The organism is Leptolyngbya sp. Cla-17 (assembly GCF_016807185.1).
In the GTDB taxonomy this organism is placed as follows: domain Bacteria; phylum Cyanobacteriota; class Cyanobacteriia; order Leptolyngbyales; family Leptolyngbyaceae; genus ULC077BIN1.
On sequence record NZ_JAEVYN010000001.1, the window covers coordinates 2093783 to 2116465 of the forward strand.

A 22683-nucleotide genomic window follows, 5' to 3' on the forward strand; every position below is an offset into this window, starting at 1 on the left:
GCTTTTGAACTCAAACCTCAATGTTTCCCATGGCCATTCACGTAATAATCCCGCGTGCCTTTGGCGCTAATGGCTTCCCCTAAACGGCTGATGGCGTGAACATAGGCAGCGGTGCGGAGTGGGATTCCGAGCTGGTGAGAGACTGACCAGATGCGATCGGCTTCTTCCACAATGCGGGTTTTCAGCTTTTGGTTTACTTCATCCAGCGTCCAGTACAAACCGCTGCGGTTTTGCACCCACTCAAAATAGCTGACTGTTACGCCCCCTGCATTCACCAAAATATCTGGAAAGACGTAAATTCCTTTCTCTTCCAAAATTTTGTCGGCAGCCGAGGTGATCGGTCCATTGGCAACTTCAAACACGAGTTTGGCTTTGATTAAATGAGCATTCGCTTCTGTAATTTGGTTTTCCAATGCTGCTGGAACTAGCAAATCGACATCTAGCGCTAGCAGTTCTTCATTCGTCAACACTTCATGTTCGGGTGTAGTGCAAACGCTGCCGTTACAGTAAGGTGCTCGAAGGCCACGAGTCGATTCCTTATTGTTGCGAATGGCAGGAATATCTAGCCCGTTTTTTGCATAAATTGCACCCTGAGAATCACTGACTGCCACTACTCGATAGCCAGCCTGAAACAATAACTCTGCTAGAGTGCCGCCTGCATTGCCAAAGCCCTGAATGGCAACGGTGGTTTCTTGAGGCGCTTGATCAAACTTAGGCAACATTGACTGAATTACAAAAAAGGCTCCCAGAGCCGTGGCGGCTTCTCGCCCTACGCTGCCGCCCATGGTCACAGGCTTACCTGTGACCACAGCCGGACAAATGCAGCGGCGGATGATGCTGTATTGATCCATCATCCAGCCCATGATCATGGAATTGGTGTATACATCTGGCGCGAGAATATCCACATCAGGACCAATGAAGTCCGCGATCGCATCGATATAACCCCGGCTCAACCGCTCCAGTTCTAGCCGAGACAGCAACTTGGGATTCACCGTGATTCCACCCTTTGCCCCGCCAAACGGCAAGCCTAACGCCGCGCATTTAAACGTCATCCAAAACGCTAGCGACTGCACCTCATCCATCGATACATTCGGGTGATAGCGAACTCCGCCCTTACCGGGACCGCGTGTATCGTCATAGCGGACACGGTAGCCCTGAAACACCTGGAGTGAGCCATCATCCATCCGCACAGGAATGGAGACGCTGAGGCTGGCTTTAGGAAATTTCAACGACTCGATCGCATCTTCAGAGATTGAGGTATGCTTTAGCGCTTGTTCCAACCGTTGGCTAGCATCTGACAGCAAAGAGTTCGCCATAGTAAATAAGCCTTTTGTCTAGAAAATGAAGGAAAGGATATCTAGAAATTCTGTATCTTTTGATACCTTTTCTTTAGAATGCCCGATGATTTAAGTCTCAATAGACAATCGCCCTAGAAATACATAAAACAATATAAATTGCTGCGCTGTGGGCAGGTATGGCGCTGGTGCAGCGCGTAGGGAATAGTCATTCGCCCACGCGCTGCACCAGCGCATACGAACTTGCTTTGCAAAATATCTTCACGAGTCAACCGCTTAACTGTTACAGTCTCATCGGTAAGATAAAGACTGTGCGATCGTCTATCGACAAGCACGGCGGTCAACGGAGCTTAAAAGAAAATGGAACAACACACGTCTACAGCAATTATCACCGGTGCCTCCTCTGGAGTGGGTTTATATGCCGCGAAAGCTCTTACCAACCGGGGATGGCATGTGGTCATGGCTTGTCGAGATTTGCCCAAAGCCAAGCAGGCGGCTGAATCCGTAGGCATGGCTCCCGACAGCTACACCATCTTGCACATTGACTTGGGTTCCCTCGAGAGCGTGCGTCAGTTTGTGCAAACGTTTCGCGACAGTGGCAAATCGGTCGATGCATTGGTCTGTAACGCTGCTATCTATATGCCCTTAATCAAAGAGCCGCTCTACAGTCCCGAAGGCTATGAACTGACCGTTACCACCAATCACCTCGGTCATTTTCTGCTGTGCAACCTGATGATGGATGATTTGAAACAATCCGCCGATCCACGTCTAGTAATTTTGGGCACCGTCACCCACAACCCCGATGAACTGGGCGGCAAGATTCCACCTCAGCCTGATTTGGGTAACTTTGAAGGCTTTACGGCAGGCTTCAAAGCGCCGATTACGATGATTAATGGTAAACAGTTTGAACCCGTCAAAGCTTACAAAGACAGCAAAGTCTGCAATGTGCTGACTATGCGAGAACTACACCGCCGCTATCACGATTCCACGGGAATTACCTTCACCTCGCTCTATCCCGGTTGTGTCGCCGATACGCCCCTATTCCGCAATCACTATCCGCTGTTTCAAAAAATCTTTCCCTGGTTCCAAAAAAATATTACGGGCGGGTATGTGTCGCAGGAGCTATCCGGTGAGCGGGTAGCGATGGTGGTTGCCGATCCAGAGTATAAGCAATCGGGAGCTTACTTTAGCTGGGGTAATCGTCAAAAGAAAGATGGCAAGTCGTTCATCCGACAAGTTTCACCCCAAGCCCGCGATGAGGAAAAAGGTCAGCGTATGTGGGATCTGAGCGCTAAGTTGGTCGGCGTGGCGTGATAGGGATAGCGGAATGGCTGAGAGTGCGATCGCTGTCAGCCATTCCCATCTGAAGACTTGCGAAAAGCGTCTGCTTACTTATCTGACTTAGGAGTTTTACAACGATTTTTAGACAATCAGTCCTTGCAAAATTATGTAAGCAATTAGAAGCTCATCAAGGGATTAAAGTGAGTCAACCTACCCTGTGTCGAGCGCTGCAACGGTTGCAGATGCCTCGCAAGCCGCTCGTACCTGTGAAGCCCTCGACCAAATCACCAAGAATGACGCGCTCGGTTGGTTCAATCACTGTGGTCTATTCACTTGAATTTGCTGTACACATAGGCGAAACCTTTTTGGTTAGTTCACTATTAACCCGTAGATCCCTAACCGATTAATGCGCTTGAGTTTTAGCTGGCGGGGCTTCTCGCTTCGCGAAAAATGGTACTTCACTCGCATCAGAGCTGAGACGAAATGTGCCCGTCAGGGTATCTTTGTTAATCATTCCTTGAATAGAAACCGTGCCCTGACAATTGGGGAGATATGGTACAGAGCCTCCTAAGGTAAGCTGTTGGTTGTCCCAGTCGCCCGTTAGGGATGGGCGATCGTGAGCCATTTGAAGAATCTTTTCAGAAGCAGGATTGGGCAAGAGAGAACCCGTTAAGTAAACGCCCGATTGCTGAACGTCAATGACTAGAGACTGAGCCTGCACACAGTCTGGTAACGACGAAGTTGAAAGAGGATAACGCCCATCGATTTTATCGGGTGCTTTGAGATTCGCTTCGCCATAGGCAGAGGCAAGGCTGAACAAAAGCGTGACACTACCGATCGCGCACCCATAAAAAATGAGCGATTTTGGACTGAAGTGCCCTTTCATGCGCTGACCTCCGGTTTTTGAGGGGTAACGGTAATGCTGCTTGCCAAAACAGACGACAGATGGGACGTAACGCGGCTGTAGCGCCGGGTAATCAATAGTGAAGAGTGGCACTGCACGGCTAATTGATCAGCGTAGAATCCCAAGGTTTGGCGCTCAAGCCCCCATTCGCGGCTGGCTCCAGCAATGGTCAGATCAGCGTTCTTTGAGGCTTCCACGACAGCGGCGATTGGGTTTGCCGATTCAACCTGGGGAATGTGAATTCGCTGGAGCAAAGAATCTGGCAGTTGATTCATCAAAGTTTTTAGTTCGTAGGTGAGGTCACTGGTTTGATGTTCTTGGGCAACTCGCAAAATGGTCAGAGAACAATCTGGATTGTTTAACACCAGTCGCAGAGCAATTTCTAGACCTAAGTCATTGTGGATATTGGGTATATAGGGAACCAGCAGTTTTTCCAGTTTGCCGTGCTGGCGATCAACAAACACAGCAACATCGGCCCGTGCAGTGCTGAGGATTTGCCCCACTCTGCCGCCCAAACGGTTTTTGCTAAAAGCAGGGCGATGCCATCCCATCAACACCAGATCGATGCGATCGCGTTCTGCAAGTTCTACGGTTTCTTGTCCAACATCTCTGGTGGCGCGCACAACTGGATGCACCAATGAGCGAATGTAAGGTGGTTCCAGGGTCTTGATTAAGTCCAGCATTTGATTGCGGCGATCGGCAATCAGGCGATCGACCGAAGCAGGTGTGCTTTGATAGGCATACTCTTCTTCTAGTTGAATCAAACTCAAGGGATAGACTGCTGCGGAGGTTGGCGACTCTTCAGAAGGGGGTTGGTCGCTGGCAGCGATCGCGGTTGCTAGTTGAATCAGTCCTTGCTGAGTACTAGGATTTGCGATGGGTACCAAAATCCGATAATTATGCACAAATGCTTCGGTCACCGACTCCACCGATGTTTCCCGAATTTGCTGCTTCGGATAGATCCACTCCAGCAGGGGCGAGGTCATAAACGTAGTCACCAACGCCATCATCACCAGCATGGTAAACAACAGCGGCGAGATCACATTTAAACTTAGCCCAATATTCAATACAATCAATTCTGTCAGCCCACGGGTGTTCATCATCCAACCCAAAGCTGCCGCATCTCGCTTTTCAATGCCACAAAACCGGGCGGCAACGTTGGTTCCCACATATTTGCCAACAATAGCAACGGCAATCACTAAGAGACACAAACCCCATAGCGCTGGACTATTGAGCAAGCCGATTTGAGTTCTTAAGCCGCTGTAGGCGAAGAAAACAGGCAGCAGGAAGATCAGCACAAAGTCTTCCGTTTTCTGCGCCAGTTCGCGAGTCAGCCCCGGATGCTTGGGCATGACAGCACCCAGCAAGAATGCACCAAAAATTAGGTGAATGCCAATCAGTTCGGTGATCAGCGCTGAGGTGACTACGCCCATGTAAATGCCTGCCAGGGTGAACTGGTTTAGGTGCCCAGTGCGATCGAAGTAACCAGCCAACCGCTGTAAAAACACCCGCATGACGGTCAACATCAGCGTGATAAAGACAGCAGAAGCTAAAATCGTAGGCAATGCTCCCACCATGCTGTTGGTGCGGGTAACCGCGATCGCCAGTGCCAGTAGACACCACGCTGTCACATCGTCCACTGCCGCACAGGTCAGTGCCAACGTACCCAAAGGGGTTGACTGAAGATTATTTTCAGTAATAATTCTGGCTAATACTGGAAACGCCGTGATTGACATGGCTGCCCCTAAGAACAGCGCAAATGCCGTAAACGAAACACCGTTATTTGACACCAGCGGATACAGCAGCAGTGACAGCAGTGTTCCCAGCGAAAACGGTACCAGAATACTGACATGAGAAATCAGTACTGCTATATCTATCTGGCTCTTCAGATATTTCGGATCAAGCTCTAGCCCAATCAAAAACATGAAAAAGATCAGCCCGATCTGAGATAGCACTCCCAAATAGGGAACCACCTCTGGCGGAAACAGAAATGCCGCCGCATCGGGAGCCAGTAGCCCAAACAATGATGGACCCAGCATAATTCCTGCAACAATTTCGCCAATCACCAAGGGTTGTTTGATGCGGCGAAACGCCAGACCCACTAAGCGAGAAAGCCCGATGACAATCAGGATATCGATTAGAACCAGAACGACACTGTCGAATTTCATGGGCAAAAGAAAGGTGAGAGAGTTTAAGTTTGGAGTTCGGAGTTTGGAGTTTTGTAGCGTCTCCAGCAGGAGATATTTTGAGGTTTGGGTTTCTCTTCCCGCTTGACCCTATTCGCCTGAGTGCTGATGTCGAAGTTAACCCCTGAACTTTAACTCCTAGCCTCTTTCAAAGATCTACCACGCCAAGTCCAGCCCCAACCCGTTTCGGTTTTAATGATAGAGCCAAGAATGATGGCTGTAACAAAGGCTCCGCCCAAGCCAGTGAGCCACCAATAGTGGGGAGGAATGGCAGACAATTGCGCGATCGCGCGACGTATAGGATATTGCAACAGAATGCTAGCAAGGGCGAGGGCGATCGCAATTCCATCTAATGGAGTGAATCCAGTCAACGATCCTTTGATTAGAAGACCAATTGCCGATAGCCAGGGGAGCGTACAAATCCAAAATATCAATAGTGCCGTTTGTAAGGTTAATCCCAAGTTCCGCTGAGAGCCGAGATACCAATTTTTTGTCCAGCCTTCCCACAGCGCCGAGCCTGACGGATACATCCGCAGGGTTCCTAATTCATGCCCTAGACCACAGTGTAGCGTCAACCCTTTTTGCTTAATCAGCCGCGCTAGCTCTACATCTTCGACTACCTGACTGCCCACTGCTTGGTGCCCACCAATTTGCTCGTAAGCGGTTCGCCGAAACAACATGAAAGGTCCGACAGCAAAAACGGTTTCAGACTGAGAATCGTTAATTTGAGCAAAGTCCAGCCCGGCTGCCAATATGCCTGCAATCAGCGGTTGCGCTAACCACTCTGCTAAGCAGCCACAAACCAGGGTCGGCCAACAGGTTAACAAATCGATCTGCGATCGCTGCACAAACTCCAGCGCCGTCGAAATCGCACCCGGTTTCAGCCGCACATCTGCATCTAAGAATAGTAGAAACTCTCCCTTTGCCTGCTGAACTGCTTGTACACATGCCCAGTTTTTACCAACCCAAGTTTCGCCGACGGGGCGGGGTTTTCCAGCAATTACCTGCAAGCAGGGATTGGCAAGAGTGGTCTGTAAATTTTGAGCGATCGCCAGTGTATTATCCGTCGATTGATCATCCACTACCCACACATCTAACCAATCTGCCGACCAATCCGAACTTTCAAGAACCGCCAACATACAGGCTTCGATATTGTCCGCCTCATTGTAAGCAGGGATAATCACCGAAATCTTGGTAGGCGAACACGATGGATCGTCTGGTGTTTTAACCAATAGCCGAGGAGCGTTGGCGGCAGCGGAGTTCAACTTACCCAAATACAGCAGCACCCAGCTTAGCGCTAGCAGCAGTGCCACTATTAGCAACAAACTTATCCACGATGAAGCAAGCATTCAGTTATTCAGGAAGGAGCATAGCATTCAGCCTATCGCAGCGAATGTACTAGGTGAATTGCCAGCAAGTCAAGCTCAAACGTTACAAACGGAATAGCGATCACGGTTTTTCAGGCTAAATCGTTGGAGCACATCAGCGAGATCGCCAAATCTAAAAAAATTATTAACCAAAAACAAAAGAATTGTGACAGAATCTTCTTGTTTGGAAACATCGATATCTCTGTACACACTGTTCAACAAGATATTTGTATTTTCTATAAATTCTTAGTAAACCTTCAGTAAATTACCCTACTTAATGATGCCTCGGATACTCGTCATTGATGACGACCCCGCAATTTCTGAATTAGTTGCTATAAACCTGGAAATGGCTGGATACGACGTTAATCAAGCTCCAGATGGCATTAAAGGGCAAGCAATGGCATTACAGATCCAGCCTGATTTGATCATGCTAGATCTGATGTTGCCGAAAGTAGATGGTTTTACCGTCTGTCAGCGACTACGGCGGGATGAGCGCACTGCTGATATCCCCGTGCTAATGCTGACAGCCTTGGGACAAACCCAAGATAAAGTGGATGGCTTTAATGCGGGTGCCGATGACTACCTCACAAAACCATTTGAGCTAGAAGAAATGCTAGCGCGGGTTCGAGCATTGCTGCGCCGCACTGATCGCATTCCCCAAGCTGCCAAACACAGCGAGATTTTGAACTATGGACCACTAACGCTGGTGCCCGAACGCTTTGAAGCAATTTGGTTCGATCTTACCGTCAAGCTGACTCATTTAGAGTTTGAACTGCTGCATTGCTTATTGCAACGCCATGGGCAAACTGTATCTCCTAGCGAAATCCTCAAAGAGGTCTGGGGCTACGATCCAAACGATGATATTGAAACGATTCGGGTGCATGTTCGTCACCTGCGTACCAAATTAGAACCAGATCCCCGCCATCCGCGCTACATCAAAACTGTCTATGGCGCAGGATACTGCCTGGAGTTACCCGCAACGGTACAGGAAGCCAAGAATCAAGAATTCTTAGCCGGTTAGCAAGAATGTAGGGGAATTGCACAATTTGCTCAGTCGATCTCACAACTGTAAAGCAAATCGGTTAGCAGACTAATGATTCAGATGTGCGATCGCGGCGTGAGCATCCCACTTCAAGATTAAAAGCCGCATCAAAACTAACAATTGAGTTCAACGACGGTGAGTAACTTTTGTATTTCCACAATCATCTCTATTCCGTCGCTGCAACGATTTGTTGTGTCTCACAGTAAACAAACTTGCGATGAAAAATCATATAAATCTCATGTTCCGATGTCAATGAAAGGCGCATATCAGCTTTGATACCAAGTTTTGCAGGCTCAGTAAGTTGTGGAGAAATCTTGATTAATCCGTCTTCAGCGAAGGTTATTAGCCCAGTGTCAAAGACTCTGTCGAGATTCGGAAGAAGCAAAAGTCCATTAAACACATCTAAACGCTCTATATCGCTTGAATCCTTCCAAGGCTTTATGTGGGAAGCAATAAGTAAATTTGTATCTTTGAAGCTCGTTACTGAGCACCCATCCCAGTAGCCAATTAACTTTTGCCTAAATAAGCCCTGACCGATTCTTGATTTTATAAGGATGTTCTTTTCAGTTGTATTAATTGATGAGTCGTTAATAATAAACTCAATGTCTGATTCAATATCGCTTCCATAATCCTCTGTAAGATATTCAGCGTACTTAATCAGAGCGCTGCTATACATATGATGACCGCGCTCGTTACGCTCTTTGTAGATTGGCAGCTTATGAATTTTAGAAGCAATTAATTCAAACTGTGTTTTGCTAGTAATCGAGTTCAGTGATCCTTCCACTAATTTGTTATCAATTGCCCACGCAGTTAAAACGCCGTTGATAGCACTTTCATATTTCGAGATCGTCGATGGAGAAAGACCTGTATGGCGCATCCATTCTTTAAATGTCATCGGATCAACATGCTATTTGACACATAATAATTTGTTTACTGAATTTTTCTGTATAACGTCTTAAAGCGGGTGAGTAGGCGGATTGTTTCTGTATGACACCTCCAAGAAGGTAGATAGGCGAATCTTTTCGCATGTTTTCCAGATTGTATCTGAGCGAAAAATGGCTTGCGTGAATAGGTGAGAGACTTCCGAGCGTTGGTGCAATCAGAGATTTTTGCCTGGTTTGATCTAGTGAAGAACCTGCAAAAAGTTAGCAGTTTACTTAAGCGCTTGACCTAGGCAAAGTCTTTCCAAAATTTCAGGAGCGCAGTGGAAGCAGGAAAATTGTATACATCGTATTCCTTGAAACTTAGTTTTTATGACTAAATTAATTGGCTTGATGCTGATTTTACTGCTGAACTAATGAATATTTTCTATCATCTAGAAAAGGACATGGACTTTTTTGTGGTCAGCTTACTTACCGTAATTGACATAATCATTAGTACTATTTCAAGAGGTTATTGTGGCTCTATATGCTGAACTTCATCGTCATTTAGGAGGCTCTGTTGTTCCTAGAGTGTTGTGGCGTTATTTGCAACGCAATGGCTCTGAATTAGTCCAGCGTTTTCCTGATTACTCGGAGTTTGAAGACTTTTACACTCGTCCTCGCAACACTCTAGATGAGTATTTGGAACTTCACACTTTGGTGGAAGGTGTGCAAACAGTTGAGGCTTTGCCCTATTTCATTTATCGATTGATGCGAGGAGCTTACATTTTTGAGAATCTGGCTTACCTTGAGTTGCGCTATACGCCTTATCTCCGCACTCCTGATCATTTGAATCAATCTCAGCGAATTGATTTAATGACAGAAATTGTGCAGGTGGTAGGGCAAGCTAGCCAACTGAGTGAGTACCCAATTGTGACAAGCCAAATCTTATGTATGCACGTCAGGTTGCCCTATGAGGTAAACCGCGCCATTGTAGATTTGGCAGCGCAAAGTCGGGACTATGTGTGCGGGATTGATATAGCTGGGGGGGACAATCACTATCGAGAACGGATGGAAGAGTTTGTTGGGCTGTATGCCTATGCGCGATCGCTAGGGTTGAATACAACCGGACACCTTTATGAAACTCGGGATGGATGCCATGCCGAACTCCTACCCTACTTAATGCGAATTGGTCACGGAATTCAAATTCCACTGCAACAGCCCCAACTCCTTAAACAAATTGCTGAACAGAAGCAGTGCCTAGAGATCTGTCCAACAACGTATCTAAAAACAGGTACATTAGACAATATTTCACAGCTAAAACAAGTCTTCGATCTCTGTTTTGAAGCAGGCGTAGATATTGCTATCTGCACTGACAATGCTGGGTTGCATAACGTTCGTTTGCCTTTTGAGTATGAAAATCTTCTAACTCAAGATGTTATTGGATTTGAGCAGTTACAAGCTTGTCAAGACGCTGCTTTTAAACATGCTTTTGCTTGGCCTTATGGTCAACGTCCTGCTTTTTTGCTCAACAACTTATTACAACCCGAATCTTCTCAAGAAATACCTGACAAGTATCAAATCCCTGTCAAATAAATTGTTTTTATAAAAACGTTTTCATGAAAAGCGAGGGATACCAATCGGTATCCCTCGCTTCTAAACGCACGTCAAGGAAATTTTAGGAACCCCGTTCCAATGATGTTTCAATCTGCTTAAACTCTTGCTCTAGCCGATCTTTCATCTTTTGCGGCACAGGGCGATTAGGGTAGGAACTATAGTGTCCTGCTAAGGAGTTTAAGGCAGTACGCATCGTAGTAAACGAAGGCAACTTAGCCAATGCTCCGTTTCGGCGATAACGTGACGAAAAATCATTGATTAGCTGTTTAGCCTGATTTTGAGAGGCAATTTTTTCTGGAGAATCCGGGGATACTTGAAGCGCCTCTCTTAAGCTATTAACAACCGATACGGTATCTTGACGATAGTTGCCAGTTAAAGATGTAGAACTAGCAAAAGCTGCTGGGCTATTCACTAAACCAACAAAAAGAACCAGCAAAAGAGCAAAAAAGCGAGACCAATAGCGCTTCATATACATTTGAGAATATTGAAACAACTTCCAAACTCTTCACTTTTTATAAGAGTGTTAAGAGTCTTCTATCATCCTATCTTGACATGGCAATCCATTTTTGACAGCTATCGAAATGCTATGAAAAAATAATGCGAATAGGCTGCCAGCGAAAATTGACCAAATTTGCTAGCAAACTTTGATGGGATTAAATTGCTTAACCAAAGCGACCACTAACGTATTCTTGAGTTGCCTTTTTCTTAGGACTCTGGAAAATTGCTTCGGTGCGATCGTATTCTTCAATAAATCCTGTCCGTTGCCCTTTCTCGTTTGCTTGAACGTTAAAAAAGGCGGTGTAGTCGGAGGCACGAGAGGCTTGCTGCATGTTGTGAGTCACGATTACCAGGGTGTAATCCTCTTTTAGCTCCTGCATTAGATCTTCAACTTTCAGGGTCGATATAGGGTCAAGAGCCGCACAAGGCTCATCCATGAGAATGACTTCCGGTTGAACCGCTATCGCTCGTGCAATACAGAGCCGCTGCTGCTGCCCACCAGACAAATCAGTTCCCATCGCCTTGAGTTTATCTTTCACATCTTCCCAAAGTGCCCCCCGTTTGAGCGATCGCTCAACCAACTCATCCATATCGCCCTTGTAGCCTAATAGGCGAGGACCAAAGGCAATATTGTCATAGATCGTTTTGGGGAAGGGGTTTGGTTTTTGAAATACCATCCCAATCTGCCGCCTTACTTCAACCGCATCAATATTGGGTGCATACAGATCTTGACCGTGATAAAGAATCTTGCCATCCAGGTGAAACGATTTAATTAAGTCATTCAATCGGTTAAAACACCGAAGCACAGTACTTTTACCGCAACCTGAAGGACCAATGAATGCAGTAATAGCATTTTTGGGAACCTCAAGATTAACCTCCTTCACCGCTAAGAAATCACCATAATAAATATTGACGTTTTCTGTATGGAAGACATTATCAGTTTGAACGTTGTTGTGAAGATTGGTGGTCATAAGTCAGTGTCAGTGGGTAGTTTTAATAAATGAAGAAGCAATTATTATGAAGAATCTTTGAGCGATCGCTAACGTTTGCGAGTTACCCACCGAGCCAATAAGTTGGCGATTAACACTAACGACACCAAAACAAGGGCAGCAGACCAAGCAAGATCTTGCCAGTTTGCAAATGGGGTAATCGCAAAGTTGTAAACCAGCACCGACAAAGTAGCAGTGGGTCGCCCAGCATCGAGGTTCCAGAAGTTGCTAAACAACGCCGTAAAGATAATCGGCGCTGTCTCTCCAGCCGCCCGCGCCACAGATAGAATAATACCGGTGAGAATAGCTGGAATTGCAGCTGGCAGAAGCACCCTTAAAACCGTTTGATAGCCAGATGCGCCTAACCCCACTGAAGCCTGACGAATATCATTCGGAACCGCCTCAAACGCTTCAGTTGAAGTTCTCACAATCGTAGGGAGCATCAGTATTGCCAGCGCAAAGCCCGCTGCCAGTGCTGAATAAGACCGAGTGGTTAATACAATCAGACCGTAAGCGAACACCCCCATAACAATAGAGGGAACTCCACTCAAAACGTTGGTCATGAAGTTGATTAAGCTCGCAAATTTGGTGTCGCGCGCAAACTCAGAAAGATAAATAGCCGCTAAAATCCCGAACGGGATACTAATTAGCGAGGCAATGCCAACCGTCATAAACGTTCCCAATATCGCATTCCCAAAACCACCCGAATAGAACTGAGGTGAGGTTCGGGGGAAAGGGGGGGGCGGCAACTGAGTAAACAACTGAGGACCTAATCGAACTGCTCCTTTGGTAATCACATAAAACAGGAGTGCGATCAATGGAATTAGCGCAAGAAGCGCACAAGCAAATACCAAACCCGTCATCACATTCGAAAAGATTGTCTTAGATGATGTGGTGCGCTCTAAGCTTCTGCCTTTAGCTAGGGATGCCGGGAACTCTTTGCTGGTCATACTAACTTCTCACAAATTTTTAACTTCAGTCGCGTTGAGCATGAGGCATAAGGGTAATCAACAGGCTGGGCGATCGCCCATTTCACTAAAGCTTTTTCAGTTCAACCTTTCTAACCAAGATTTCAGCAAAGATATTAACCACCAGGGTTAAAGCAAACAAGATCAAAGCTGCATACATCAAAGATGCTACTTGGAGACCGCCTGCCTCAGCAAACTGATTCGCCAACAGCGCCGAAATCGTTGATCCCTGAGCAAATAAAGATGGAGACGGACGGTTGGCATTACCAATTAGCATAGTGACTGCCATTGTCTCTCCCATCGCACGACCCAACGCCAACATCACTCCCCCAATGATTCCAGAAATCGCAGTTGGGATAATCACCTGGATTAACGTTTCCCAACGAGTTGCCCCCAGACCATAGGAAGCTTGACGAAGTTCAGGGGCAACTCCTACCAAGGAGTCTCTGGAAATGGCAGCGATGATCGGCAGAATCATGATTGCCAAAATGATGGATGCGATGTAGATGCCTCTGCCCGTAGGTGGCGTGCTGAACAATGGAATCCAGCCCAAAGTTTTATGCATCCAGGTCATTGGACCTTGCAGAAAGGGAGCTAAGACAAAAATTCCCCACAATCCATAAATCACGCTGGGAATGGCTGCCAATAGCTCAACCATAAACACTAAGGGTTGTTGCACCTTGGGCGGCAAGAAATCCTCACTTAAGATAATGGCAACGCCAACTCCGACTGGAACTGCAATCAGCAATGCGATAAAGGCAGTGATCAATGTGCCATAAATTTGAGTCCAGGCTCCGTAGATGTCTTCCACTGGGTTCCAGCGAATACCTGTAACGAAGTCGATGATTCCAAATTTTTGAATCGCCGGAAGTGAATCTCTAGCGACTTGAAAGGCGATCGCTAACAGTGTTACCCCGATGCCAACGGCAAAAATCGTTGTTAGCCACTTAAAGCCACTATCTACTTTTCGCGCTATCTGAGTGCGCTCGTAAGACATACCCGAATTGTTGTCTACTGCTGGAGCCATAATCGTAAAGCTGCAATGCTAGGAAAATTACTTGGATTTAAGAGCACGCATTCAGACGAAAACGTTAATTAATTTGCACCGATGCTTTCGTCTCTTTAGCCACTCCAAAACTATATTCGGGAGTGGCTAAAGAAAGAGAATTACTTCTCCTCAATGGTGTCAAGCTTGGCATTGATGTCAGTTACAAGAGAATCAGGTAGGGGAATGAAACCTAGTTCGGTTGTCGCAGTCTTACCCTCTTTCAATGCCCATTTGAACAGTTCTTTGAGCGTTGAACCTTTAGGTGCAGGGTAATTTCCATACAGCAATGCATAGGTTAAGCTCACGATTGGATAAGCGCCCTGTCCGGCTGGATCGGGAACGGAAATCACAAATTGCTCATTTGGCTTCTCGCCGTCCAACGATTTAGCAGCCGCTTCCGGCGTAGGAGTCACAAAGTCTCCTGCTTTATTCTGCAAGGCTGCCATATCTATCTGGTTTTCTCTGGCGTAAGTATACTCAACATAACCGATCGCGCCAGGAGCTTGCTTAATCTGGGCGGTCACGCCTTCATTTCCTTTGGCACCCTGACCAGTGGGCCACTCAATGGATTTACCTGAACCAGGTTTCCAACCGGGGCAAGCCGCAGCCAAGTGTTTGGTGAAGATTGCAGTCGTACCACTACCATCCGAGCGAAAGACAAACGTCAGTGGAGTACTGGGGAGTGTAGCGCCCGCATTATCTTTTGCAATCTTGGGATCATTCCAGGTTTTGATTGAACCATCCGCAATCCCACAATAGGTTGCACGGGAGAGCTTAAGGTCTTTAACGCCCTCAAGATTGTAGGCAAATACAATGAAAAGACCTGTGGTTGGAATTTGAATCATCGTTCCGCGCGCTTGGGGAGACTTAGCGCGATCGGCATCCTTAATCGGATCATCCGTTGCTCCAAAATCCACCGTTCCTGCTAGGAACTGGTTAACACCCGCACCACTACCAATTGACTGGTAACTGACTTGCACATTTTGCTTGACGGTGCGGTATTCAGAAAACCAACGCTGGTAAAGCGAGTTAGGGGCTGAAGCGCCAGCACCACTAATAGAAATAGTGTCACCACCACCTGCTGCGGGACTACTGCCTACAGCGGGGGTGCCGCCTGTAGTGGGAGGGGCACTTGGGGCACAAGAAGCAAGCCCTGCTGCTAAAGCGATCGCGGAAGCTGAGAGTGCCCAGCGACTTATCTTAACCAAAGAAACCATAACCTCATCATCCTCACGTTGTGTTCCCACAACACTACAACCCTTCCGTAAAGAAAAGGTTAAGTTGCTCTAATTCCGTGGCTTGTCAAAAGACAAACTCACAAGCCAGAAACATTGATATGACTATCGAAATGATGGTATTCGCTAAAAAATGGACAAATTATTTATTTGCATTTTGTAAGATTATTTGTTTGCGTTTTGTGAAAAATAGATTACTCACTTAAAATTCCTGATGTCTTATAAAAGATAACCGAGTACTTTCCAGTAAGGTGCCTGGGACGGAATGCTGAGTCCTATCGATGGTGATCGACTTCCCTCACTGCCTACTTACCTATCATTCAGCGACAAAGTGCTTGACGCATTATTCTCATATTTCTGGGTAGGTCGAAATGAATTGCCTGTTGAATAAACATACTAGGAATGGGAATGAGGGGTGTTGCCTGCACGAAGTAGGTTAATAAGGTGCCATCAGAAAAGTCTTTTAGAGTTAATTCAGCCGAAAAGTCATGAAAACTGCCTGATTCCAACTGAAATTGAATCTGTTGTTGAAAAATCTCAGTCACACGTAGATAAATTTCGACTTGGGCCGATAGGAATAGAAAATTTTTGCTGGCGGTCTGATAAAGCCGTTTGAACTCTACTTTGTTAGGGCTACCCGGTTTTGGTGAGTCGTCAGGTAGCAAGTAGCTGTTGTTCACATCTGGAAAATATTGAACCCATTGCGGATAATCAATCAGTTGGTGCCAAGCAGATTCACGGGAAATGGGCACATACATTTGGGCGGTAACCGATGCTCCCCAAGCGGTATGAGTGCCAGTTTCAAGTAAAACATCTCCTCTTCTCAGAGCTGCTGAGTCATCTTGAGAGAAACCGACGGAAAGACTGCGATCGCAATTGAAACTTGGTGCAGTTGAAGCAACCATATAAATTCTTAACTCCTCGGTTAAGCTAAAACCAAAGCTAAATATAGGAAGATTCTAAGTGCGCTTTAATTAATAGAAGGGTTTTAAACGAACTGTTCTTCCTCAAAGAGTATCCCCATTGTGCGAAAGAACATTACGTAAAGATACTGAAGCACATGAAAGTTTCATAAATGGCAACGTAAGTTTTGCCCACACTGTGGTCTTCCCAGAGTCATTTCCTAAACGTATAAAGTTTATTGTGAGTAAGTTTCTCAGTCTTTTTATTACTATTGGGCTTTATATCCTCGGCATTGCGCTGGTGATGCTGTCAATACTGGTTGTTCTCAAGGGTTTAGGATGGGTGACTAAAATTCCTGACTACTTGGCATGGGCACTGGCACTATTTGCGATCGGGGGTGGCATTTTAGGCGGTTTGCGGAGCATTAAACCGTAACTAGTTAGATTCCATGCTCGACTAATCGTCCTTGCTTTAAAGTAAAACCACCTCAATTCTGAAAGAACAAGCGCTAAAGCCTCTCAAGATTGGGAGATTTAAGAGACTCACAGAATTGATAGGCGCAGCGCATTGATCTAAAAATGGGTGTGACTCAGCCAATCGCTCTTCAGGATTGGTGATAATTAGATCAATCTCCTGCATCAGAATAATGACCGTTGTCCCAGACCATGCTGATCTTGCCGATGATAATCAACTCGGTCGCTATTTAGGCAATACCATTCGCGACCTGCGGCAAAAACATCGATTGACGATCGCCGAAGTCGCCGAACAGACAGGGATTTCCCGTGGAATGCTATCAAAAATCGAAAATGCTCAAACGGCAACCAGCCTAGAAACGCTCGTTAAAATTGCCAGTGCTTTGGGCGTTTCTATGGCGACCCTGTTTCGTCACTACAATCCTCCCCAAGGTGGGGCACAACTAGTCAAGCAGGGAGAAGGCATGGAAGTAGTGCGGCGTGGCACTAAGCGGGGACATACCTATCACTTGCTTGCCTATGATCAAGGACCCACGAAGCTATTCGAGCCATTTTTGATCAGCATGGATGATGCATCTGAAGTTTTTCCCACGTTTGAGCATTCGGGCATAGAATTCATCCACATGCTAAATGGAACATTGGAGTATCGACATGGGCAATCCACATACTTGTTAGAGCCAGGAGATTCACTTACCTTTCGAGGTGATGTTCCCCACGGACCGGAAACATTGATTGCGTTGCCAATTCGGTTTCTGGCGATTATTTATTACGGTGCCTCCACCGCCGGAGATGAGTAGCGATCGCTATTCTGAATCTCCCTACCAGCTCACTCATTCATCCCAAACCAGATTCAGTGTAGGTTTAGGAAGTAGGATTTCTACAATTGTTTAATATTAGAAACACTGAGTATGGCAGCTTTGGAGTGGTCGCTACTAGTTGGAGTCGCTGGGCTAATTGGCTTCTCGTTGATTAATCTGGTGCGTAACCTTCAGCAGGAGCGCCGCCTGCGAGACGCATTTTATTACCTGCTAGAAACCCACAGTGGAACAATTACGCTCATTCAACTGGCGGCTACTGCCAGAGTGGATGCAGAACCCGCCAAACTTTATTTAGAGACTCAAGCGAAAGCATTTTCAATTTTGCCGGATGTAAATGATGAAGGAAACACGTTCTATCGTTTCCCAACCGTGCAGCGATCGCTGTCTGCAGCTGAAGACGATGAGTGGACGTAGATATTTCTACAAAGCGGTTTGAGCCAGTTCTTTGAGCAGGGTTTCCACCTGCTTGGAATTCGGAATTGCCAGAAATACAACCTCCTCTTTTTGTGGGTCTCCATCGCTATCCTTCCACGATCGCACGATGATGATCACATCGCCCGTGCCATCGTTGTTTTCGCGGCGGTAGATCTTTGCAAGCTGTTGAGGCTCAAAGCTGCGAATTGTGGTTGTGCCAGCACCTTCAAACGCGATCGCCCGTTTATTGGTGATGATATACACCTTTTCAAAAGCGGCGCGCCAAATCCAGAAGGGAGTCGACAGGATTCCCAACCCCACCAGCACAAACGGAACGCCAAACAAAGCAAACAAATACTGAGGTTGAAATCCTTCTCTCAAATCGGGAATTTTATATCCTAATACTCCGTAAATCCAAAATATGGCGAATGCTGTCCATGGGATAGCAAATAAAGACACAGCAAAGCAGGCAATGATTAAATGAGAAACTTTGAGGTTCGGTTGACCAATCCAGCGAATTGATTCGTGAGATTCAAGTTCCTGATCTATTTTCTGGCGAAGCTGACTCGGAATTTTCAGTTTATCTAGCATGATAAGCGTGTTGCCACGACACTTCTATAAAAGCAATTATCCACTTAGTTTGCTGAGAACAAAAGCCGTTAGAAAGCCAAAAACGGTAGTCAGTCCCGCAAAATCATAGGTCTGCTCGCAGGCTGCCAACCATGGTGGAATCATCAAAAATTCTTGATAGTCGTGACTAAACGCTTAGCATGACCTGATGCAACGAACATTACCTCTGCGAGGAGTGGCAGCGGTGTCAGTAAGGTTCTGCAAATGATCCAGTCAGTGGAGTAAATCTTTAGGTATCCTATGGATTGAAATCATTGTTGTAAGTTAAGCGCTAGGTTGCAATGGAGCTATGGCAGGACACAGCAAATGGGCAAACATCAAACGTCAGAAAGCGCGAGTCGATGCGGTGAAGGGCAAAGTGTTTACCCAAATCTCGCGAGAAATTATCGTTGCGGCTCGGAGTGGCGTGCCTGATCCGGCAGGTAATTTTCAACTGAGAACGGCGATCGATAAAGCAAAAGCGGCAGGAATCCCCAACGACAATATTGACCGGGCGATCGCCAAAGGGGCAGGCAAGCTTGGAGACAGCGCCGCTCTAGAAGCTATCCGATATGAAGGGTATGGCGCAGGGGGAGTTGCCATTTTAATCGAAGCTTTAACTGATAACCGCAATCGGACTGCGGCGGATCTGCGAGTCGCATTTAGCAAAAACGGTGGCAATTTAGGAGAGATTGGCTGCGTGGGCTGGATGTTTGATCAAAAAGGCTTTGTAGAAGTGTCGCTGACTCCTGTGAAAACTGGAAAAGGACGGCGATCGGATGTTCCTATAGAACTTGATGAAGAAGCCCTACTGGAAGCTTTTTTGGAAGGCGGTGCAGACACTTATGAACTGGTAGAAACCGACGATAGCACCGTTGCCGAATCTTTCACTGACCCTACCAACCTAGAAGGTCTGAGCCAAGCTCTGAAAGATGGGGGTTATATTGTCACTCAGGTCGAACTACGCTGGATTCCTAACAACACAATAGATGTTACGGATCCTGACCAGGCACGCAGTGTTCTCAAGCTAATGGACATCCTGGAAGATTTAGACGATGTGCAAAGTGTTACTGCAAACTTTGAAATGGCAGAAGACTTAATGTCTTTGATCCTTGCCTAAACTTTAAGGAGTGTTTATTTTCTTCGTCATACACTTGGGGTAGTCTGTATACGACCTGATTTTTTGTAGATAATTTGACTACTCACATAAGTGCCAAGGCATTTTTACTAATTGCATCTTTTTTAATAGGCATCCTAAATCCGCTTAGTTCTGAAGTCGCTTTTGGAAAAAACTTCCAGAGATCGCAGCCAAAGATTAATCAAACTGAAACGCCGAAAGCAGCGCCCTCTGAAAGCGATCGAGATACCAGCGCAAGCGTTGACGAATGGCTTTCTGATGAAAGAATCGTATTTGTCAGCGGAGAGATTGTTCCTGAGATGGCAGAGGCTGTAATCGCTCAATTGCTGTATTTCGATTCGCAAGCACCCGGAAAAGATATTTATTTGTACATAAACTCAAGCGGTGGCGAGGTAACCGCAGGTCTGTCAATGTATGACACGATGCGTTCTCTGCGCTCTAATGTTGTAACTGTTTGCTTGGGAGAAGCCAGTTCTATGGCGAGTATTTTGTTAGCAGGTGGAACTAAAGGAAAGCGGCTAGCTCTCCCCAACTCACGAATTATGATCCATCAACCATCTACTGGAGTTCAGGGTCTAGCAAGTGATATCGCGATTGAAGCTAAAGAGATTTTGTATTTAAGAGGTGTGCTAAATCGTCTGCTGGTTGAATCTACAGGTCAGCCTCTCAAACGTATTGAGACGGACACTGATCGAGATTTCTTTATGTCGGCTGAGCAAGCTAAGGCGTATGGAATTATTGATCAGGTCATCAAAAAGCTTCCCTCAGCATCTCACCCTTAAATTAGCGACTCTTTTAGGCTATTTCGTTCTGGATATTGATTTACTTCGGAGCTGTCCCGACCAGGATGCAGAAACTAATAGGCTAGAGTTTCTAGCGTTTCTCGAAGATAGCGACGCACCAATGTATCTAAACCCAGACTGCTCAACTGGCTATCAGTATTACGCTCTAGCTGCCAACTCTGGAACCCAGAGCTAGAAGAAATTGCCTGTTTCAAGCTTTTCCAAACTTCAGAATCTCCCGGTAAATTGAGCAGATCCTGAGAATTTTTCATATTGGATAAATGGTCAAATAAAGGGGATGTGTTAGGACTTTCCATGGAAACCTTTTAGGGTCAGGATTAACAGGTTACAAATGTTTACTCTATAAGATATAAGATATAAGACCACTCCTGCTTCTTAGCCAAGAATAACGTACTCATTTAAGCTGAGTTTGTATGTTGAAATACAATTTTTGGCAAAGAAATAGGATCACAAAGCGGTTTTCAACAATTCTTTGACTGTTGATACTTCGTTAAATTGTTCAGCAGCGATCGCCCAGTGTTTTTGCAGCGTTGCTTGGGGTAACGGCCCTTGTAAATGGCTCCAGGGAAGCATTTGATCAAGCTGCCAGTTTTCATGCACATATTGTTCCATTGGAGGCAATGTGCCGCGCAGTTCCTTGAATGCCCGTCGATAGCTGCCCAAAGAATCGCCATAGTGTCGAGTCAATTCTAACAAGTAAGAAAGACGACGATCGCCCCGCGACAACAAAGCTTGAATCACTGACCAATTATAGCTTTCAGGGCGAAAGTCGATGCCTTGCGATCGCAGCTTTTTTTGCAAAAATTGCAGTCGTTTTTCTGCCTGACGATTTACGCCGCACCACTGAAATGGCGTGTGGGCTTTAGGGACAAAAGTGCTACAACCAAATGTTAGCCGTAAGCCGGGAGCCGCTTTTTTGATTGTCTTCATCATCTCAGCGGTTTGTTCTAGGTCTATCATCTCTTCGCCGGGAAGGCCTGCCATACCGTAGAGTTTTAGGCTACTGAGTCCACCTGCTTTTGCATTGATTGCCGCCTGAATAATTTCGTCATTGGTCAGCTTTTTATTCACAATTTGGCGCACTCGCTCGGAACCGCTTTCGACCGCGATCGTCACGGATCTGCTGTCATGTTTGACCAACGTTTGTGCCAGTTTTGCCGTTACGGTGTTAGTGCGAACCGACGAAAAACTGATGCGAACATGGTCGTAATCGGGATGGTTCAGATAGTCCAGCAGCGTTTCAAACTCAGGATGTTGGGTGATGGAAGCGCCCAGCAAACCGAGGCGATCAGTGACTTTTAATCCACGGGCGATCGCTGGAATCAACGACTCTTCTAAACTTGCCACCCGAAACGGCAGGGTTAAATAGCTGGCAAGGCAAAAGCGGCACATTTCTGGACAACTCCGCACGACTTCCACCATAAAGATGTTTTCCCAAGCAGCTTTCTCGGTGACCACGGTTGAGGCAGAGAGCGTGTTTCCGCGGTAGGTCTGCTTGGCAATCTGGGTAGGAACGCCTGAGTGGAGAGGCGAGATCGCCTGTATCCAACCATCTGCTCCGTTATAAGTGACTTCGTACAGGCTAGGAATATAGATACCCGGAACCTGCGCTAAATGTTGCAGTTGGGTTGCGCGATCGTAGGTTCGCACGGCTTGATACGCTTCAATGAACTCTCCCAGCAATAGTTCCCCATCGCCCAACAAAATCACATCAAAAAAATCTGCAAAGGGTTCTGGGTTAGCAGTCAGTACCGGACCGCCGCCAAACACAAGAGGATGAGCATCTTCCCGACTTACTGCCCGAATCGGAATTTGCAACGATTCCAGCAAGTTCAACACATTTACATAATCTAGTTCCCATGAAAGGGAGAAGCCCAGTAATTCTGGGTCAGACGGTAACGGCTCCTGGGCGTCTGTAAATAAGCGGCTGACTTGCACATCACCCCGCGTTGCCAGGGTTGACCACACTACCTGATAGCCCAAACTGGTAATGCCAACACTGTATTCATTAGGAAACGCAAAAATGATGGAAATTGCGTCAGCCGTTGAGGGCGTAGGCTTAAACAGCAGGCGTTCGGCAGCAAAAGGAGATGCAGACATGAAGTTCTCGGAGTCGAGCTTATTCAAGGTAACACCTATATTCTTAGGGTTGTTTCTCTATTAGGGCGATCGCTCTACTAAAGAAAACGCGATCACATCGAAATAACCTCGTCTCAAAAGATGAGAGGAATTCAT

23 protein-coding genes are annotated in these 22683 nt (G+C 46.4%); 8 read left to right on the plus strand and 15 right to left on the minus strand.

Annotated elements, in window-relative coordinates; genetic code table 11:
* Nucleotides 1-17 precede the first annotated feature (17 nt).
* Together JOY44_RS09340 and JOY44_RS09345 are read right to left on the minus strand one after the other, a co-directional pair.
* On the minus strand, nucleotides 18-1316 hold the full coding sequence (locus JOY44_RS09340) for a Glu/Leu/Phe/Val family dehydrogenase (RefSeq protein ID WP_171573315.1): 1299 nt from the start codon (nucleotides 1314-1316) through the stop codon (nucleotides 18-20).
* 113 nt (nucleotides 1317-1429) lie between these two features.
* Nucleotides 1430-1639, minus strand: a complete 210-nt coding sequence (locus JOY44_RS09345; protein WP_207211161.1) for a hypothetical protein — start codon at nucleotides 1637-1639, stop codon at nucleotides 1430-1432.
* 16 nt (nucleotides 1640-1655) lie between these two features.
* On the opposite strand from JOY44_RS09345, the gene JOY44_RS09350 reads away from it, so the two are divergent.
* Nucleotides 1656-2609, plus strand: a complete 954-nt coding sequence (locus tag JOY44_RS09350; protein ID WP_171573317.1) for a protochlorophyllide reductase — start codon at nucleotides 1656-1658, stop codon at nucleotides 2607-2609.
* Nucleotides 2610-2979: 370 nt separating this feature from the next.
* On the opposite strand, the gene JOY44_RS09355 is transcribed toward JOY44_RS09350, so the two are convergent.
* The 3 genes from JOY44_RS09355 to JOY44_RS09365 all read right to left on the minus strand — a co-directional run bounded on the left by JOY44_RS09355 (nucleotide 2980) and on the right by JOY44_RS09365 (nucleotide 7015).
* Nucleotides 2980-3462: a hypothetical protein gene (locus JOY44_RS09355; RefSeq protein WP_171573318.1), complete on the minus strand. Its 483-nt coding sequence runs from the start codon at nucleotides 3460-3462 to the stop codon at nucleotides 2980-2982.
* Nucleotides 3459-5648 carry a cation:proton antiporter gene (locus tag JOY44_RS09360; protein ID WP_171573319.1) on the minus strand — a complete coding sequence of 730 codons (2190 nt, stop codon included), beginning with the start codon at nucleotides 5646-5648 and terminating at the stop codon, nucleotides 3459-3461. The genes JOY44_RS09355 and JOY44_RS09360 overlap by 4 nt, the downstream gene beginning before the upstream one ends.
* 149 nt (nucleotides 5649-5797) lie before the next feature.
* A complete protein-coding gene (locus tag JOY44_RS09365; RefSeq protein ID WP_171573320.1) occupies nucleotides 5798-7015 on the minus strand; it encodes a glycosyltransferase in 1218 nt (405 codons plus the stop codon).
* A gap of 298 nt (nucleotides 7016-7313) precedes the next feature.
* Here JOY44_RS09365 and JOY44_RS09370 point away from each other — a divergent pair, with 298 nt between their 5' ends.
* Nucleotides 7314-8054: a response regulator transcription factor gene (locus JOY44_RS09370; protein WP_171573811.1), complete on the plus strand. Its 741-nt coding sequence runs from the start codon at nucleotides 7314-7316 to the stop codon at nucleotides 8052-8054.
* Nucleotides 8055-8241: 187 nt separating this feature from the next.
* Here the strand turns inward: JOY44_RS09370 and JOY44_RS09375 are convergent, their stop codons facing one another.
* The gene (locus JOY44_RS09375) at nucleotides 8242-8970 is read right to left on the minus strand and encodes an HNH endonuclease (protein ID WP_171573321.1); all 729 of its coding nucleotides are present in this window, start codon (nucleotides 8968-8970) and stop codon (nucleotides 8242-8244) included.
* Nucleotides 8971-9472: 502 nt separating this feature from the next.
* Here JOY44_RS09375 and JOY44_RS09380 point away from each other — a divergent pair.
* Entirely contained in the window at nucleotides 9473-10531 is a 1059-nt protein-coding gene (locus JOY44_RS09380) for an adenosine deaminase (RefSeq protein ID WP_171573322.1), read from the plus strand.
* Between the two features lie 82 nt (nucleotides 10532-10613).
* On the opposite strand, the gene psb27 is transcribed toward JOY44_RS09380, so the two are convergent.
* The 6 genes from psb27 to JOY44_RS09410 all read right to left on the minus strand — a co-directional run bounded on the left by psb27 (nucleotide 10614) and on the right by JOY44_RS09410 (nucleotide 16195).
* Entirely contained in the window at nucleotides 10614-11045 is a 432-nt protein-coding gene (gene psb27, locus JOY44_RS09385; RefSeq protein ID WP_245404909.1) for a photosystem II protein Psb27, read from the minus strand.
* A gap of 169 nt (nucleotides 11046-11214) precedes the next feature.
* Nucleotides 11215-12021, minus strand: coding sequence for a phosphate ABC transporter ATP-binding protein PstB (gene pstB, locus JOY44_RS09390; RefSeq protein ID WP_171573324.1), 807 nt, complete (start codon nucleotides 12019-12021; stop codon nucleotides 11215-11217).
* Nucleotides 12022-12089: 68 nt separating this feature from the next.
* A complete protein-coding gene (gene pstA, locus JOY44_RS09395; protein ID WP_171573325.1) occupies nucleotides 12090-12989 on the minus strand; it encodes a phosphate ABC transporter permease PstA in 900 nt (299 codons plus the stop codon).
* A gap of 85 nt (nucleotides 12990-13074) precedes the next feature.
* The gene (gene pstC / locus JOY44_RS09400; protein ID WP_171573326.1) at nucleotides 13075-14034 is read right to left on the minus strand and encodes a phosphate ABC transporter permease subunit PstC; all 960 of its coding nucleotides are present in this window, start codon (nucleotides 14032-14034) and stop codon (nucleotides 13075-13077) included.
* 140 nt (nucleotides 14035-14174) lie between these two features.
* The gene (pstS, locus tag JOY44_RS09405) at nucleotides 14175-15272 is read right to left on the minus strand and encodes a phosphate ABC transporter substrate-binding protein PstS (protein WP_171573812.1); all 1098 of its coding nucleotides are present in this window, start codon (nucleotides 15270-15272) and stop codon (nucleotides 14175-14177) included.
* Nucleotides 15273-15610: 338 nt separating this feature from the next.
* Complete coding sequence (locus JOY44_RS09410) at nucleotides 15611-16195, minus strand: SRPBCC family protein (RefSeq protein WP_171573327.1); 585 nt, start codon at nucleotides 16193-16195, stop codon at nucleotides 15611-15613.
* A gap of 238 nt (nucleotides 16196-16433) precedes the next feature.
* Between JOY44_RS09410 and JOY44_RS09415 the strand changes: the two genes are divergently transcribed.
* From JOY44_RS09415 to JOY44_RS09425, 3 genes are all read left to right on the plus strand, one after another.
* Nucleotides 16434-16628, plus strand: coding sequence for a hypothetical protein (locus JOY44_RS09415; RefSeq protein WP_171573328.1), 195 nt, complete (start codon nucleotides 16434-16436; stop codon nucleotides 16626-16628).
* Between the two features lie 211 nt (nucleotides 16629-16839).
* On the plus strand, nucleotides 16840-17463 hold the full coding sequence (locus tag JOY44_RS09420; RefSeq protein WP_171573329.1) for a helix-turn-helix domain-containing protein: 624 nt from the start codon (nucleotides 16840-16842) through the stop codon (nucleotides 17461-17463).
* Between the two features lie 111 nt (nucleotides 17464-17574).
* Nucleotides 17575-17898 (plus strand): hypothetical protein, encoded by a 324-nt coding sequence (locus JOY44_RS09425; protein WP_171573330.1) that lies wholly within the window; start codon nucleotides 17575-17577, stop codon nucleotides 17896-17898.
* 6 nt (nucleotides 17899-17904) lie between these two features.
* Here the strand turns inward: JOY44_RS09425 and JOY44_RS09430 are convergent, their stop codons facing one another.
* Nucleotides 17905-18489, minus strand: coding sequence for a hypothetical protein (locus JOY44_RS09430; protein WP_171573331.1), 585 nt, complete (start codon nucleotides 18487-18489; stop codon nucleotides 17905-17907).
* A gap of 328 nt (nucleotides 18490-18817) precedes the next feature.
* On the opposite strand from JOY44_RS09430, the gene JOY44_RS09435 reads away from it, so the two are divergent.
* Nucleotides 18818-19627, plus strand: a complete 810-nt coding sequence (locus tag JOY44_RS09435; RefSeq protein WP_171573332.1) for a YebC/PmpR family DNA-binding transcriptional regulator — start codon at nucleotides 18818-18820, stop codon at nucleotides 19625-19627.
* Between the two features lie 74 nt (nucleotides 19628-19701).
* On the plus strand, nucleotides 19702-20427 hold the full coding sequence (locus tag JOY44_RS09440; protein WP_197985091.1) for an ATP-dependent Clp protease proteolytic subunit: 726 nt from the start codon (nucleotides 19702-19704) through the stop codon (nucleotides 20425-20427).
* A gap of 74 nt (nucleotides 20428-20501) precedes the next feature.
* Here the strand turns inward: JOY44_RS09440 and JOY44_RS09445 are convergent, their stop codons facing one another.
* Nucleotides 20502-20699 (minus strand): hypothetical protein, encoded by a 198-nt coding sequence (locus JOY44_RS09445; RefSeq protein WP_171573333.1) that lies wholly within the window; start codon nucleotides 20697-20699, stop codon nucleotides 20502-20504.
* Between the two features lie 196 nt (nucleotides 20700-20895).
* Nucleotides 20896-22548, minus strand: a complete 1653-nt coding sequence (locus tag JOY44_RS09450) for a B12-binding domain-containing radical SAM protein (RefSeq protein ID WP_171573334.1) — start codon at nucleotides 22546-22548, stop codon at nucleotides 20896-20898.
* Nucleotides 22549-22683 lie beyond the last annotated feature (135 nt).

What these genes read in the sequence shown, in the direction of transcription:
- JOY44_RS09340 (WP_171573315.1), bottom strand. Translation starts at nt 1,316, where the DNA reads ATGGCGAACTCTTTGCTGTCAGATGCTAGCCAACGGTTGGAACAAGCG.
- JOY44_RS09350 (WP_171573317.1), top strand. Translation starts at nt 1,656, where the DNA reads ATGGAACAACACACGTCTACAGCAATTATCACCGGTGCCTCCTCTGGA.
- JOY44_RS09355 (WP_171573318.1), bottom strand. Translation starts at nt 3,462, where the DNA reads ATGAAAGGGCACTTCAGTCCAAAATCGCTCATTTTTTATGGGTGCGCG.
- JOY44_RS09360 (WP_171573319.1), bottom strand. Translation starts at nt 5,648, where the DNA reads ATGAAATTCGACAGTGTCGTTCTGGTTCTAATCGATATCCTGATTGTC.
- JOY44_RS09365 (WP_171573320.1), bottom strand. Translation starts at nt 7,015, where the DNA reads ATGCTTGCTTCATCGTGGATAAGTTTGTTGCTAATAGTGGCACTGCTG.
- JOY44_RS09370 (WP_171573811.1), top strand. Translation starts at nt 7,314, where the DNA reads ATGCCTCGGATACTCGTCATTGATGACGACCCCGCAATTTCTGAATTA.
- JOY44_RS09375 (WP_171573321.1), bottom strand. Translation starts at nt 8,970, where the DNA reads ATGACATTTAAAGAATGGATGCGCCATACAGGTCTTTCTCCATCGACG.
- pstB (WP_171573324.1), bottom strand. Translation starts at nt 12,021, where the DNA reads ATGACCACCAATCTTCACAACAACGTTCAAACTGATAATGTCTTCCAT.
- pstA (WP_171573325.1), bottom strand. Translation starts at nt 12,989, where the DNA reads ATGACCAGCAAAGAGTTCCCGGCATCCCTAGCTAAAGGCAGAAGCTTA.
- pstC (WP_171573326.1), bottom strand. Translation starts at nt 14,034, where the DNA reads ATGGCTCCAGCAGTAGACAACAATTCGGGTATGTCTTACGAGCGCACT.
- pstS (WP_171573812.1), bottom strand. Translation starts at nt 15,272, where the DNA reads ATGGTTTCTTTGGTTAAGATAAGTCGCTGGGCACTCTCAGCTTCCGCG.
- JOY44_RS09410 (WP_171573327.1), bottom strand. Translation starts at nt 16,195, where the DNA reads ATGGTTGCTTCAACTGCACCAAGTTTCAATTGCGATCGCAGTCTTTCC.
- JOY44_RS09420 (WP_171573329.1), top strand. Translation starts at nt 16,840, where the DNA reads ATGACCGTTGTCCCAGACCATGCTGATCTTGCCGATGATAATCAACTC.
- JOY44_RS09425 (WP_171573330.1), top strand. Translation starts at nt 17,575, where the DNA reads ATGGCAGCTTTGGAGTGGTCGCTACTAGTTGGAGTCGCTGGGCTAATT.
- JOY44_RS09430 (WP_171573331.1), bottom strand. Translation starts at nt 18,489, where the DNA reads ATGCTAGATAAACTGAAAATTCCGAGTCAGCTTCGCCAGAAAATAGAT.
- JOY44_RS09435 (WP_171573332.1), top strand. Translation starts at nt 18,818, where the DNA reads ATGGCAGGACACAGCAAATGGGCAAACATCAAACGTCAGAAAGCGCGA.
- JOY44_RS09445 (WP_171573333.1), bottom strand. Translation starts at nt 20,699, where the DNA reads ATGAAAAATTCTCAGGATCTGCTCAATTTACCGGGAGATTCTGAAGTT.
- JOY44_RS09450 (WP_171573334.1), bottom strand. Translation starts at nt 22,548, where the DNA reads ATGTCTGCATCTCCTTTTGCTGCCGAACGCCTGCTGTTTAAGCCTACG.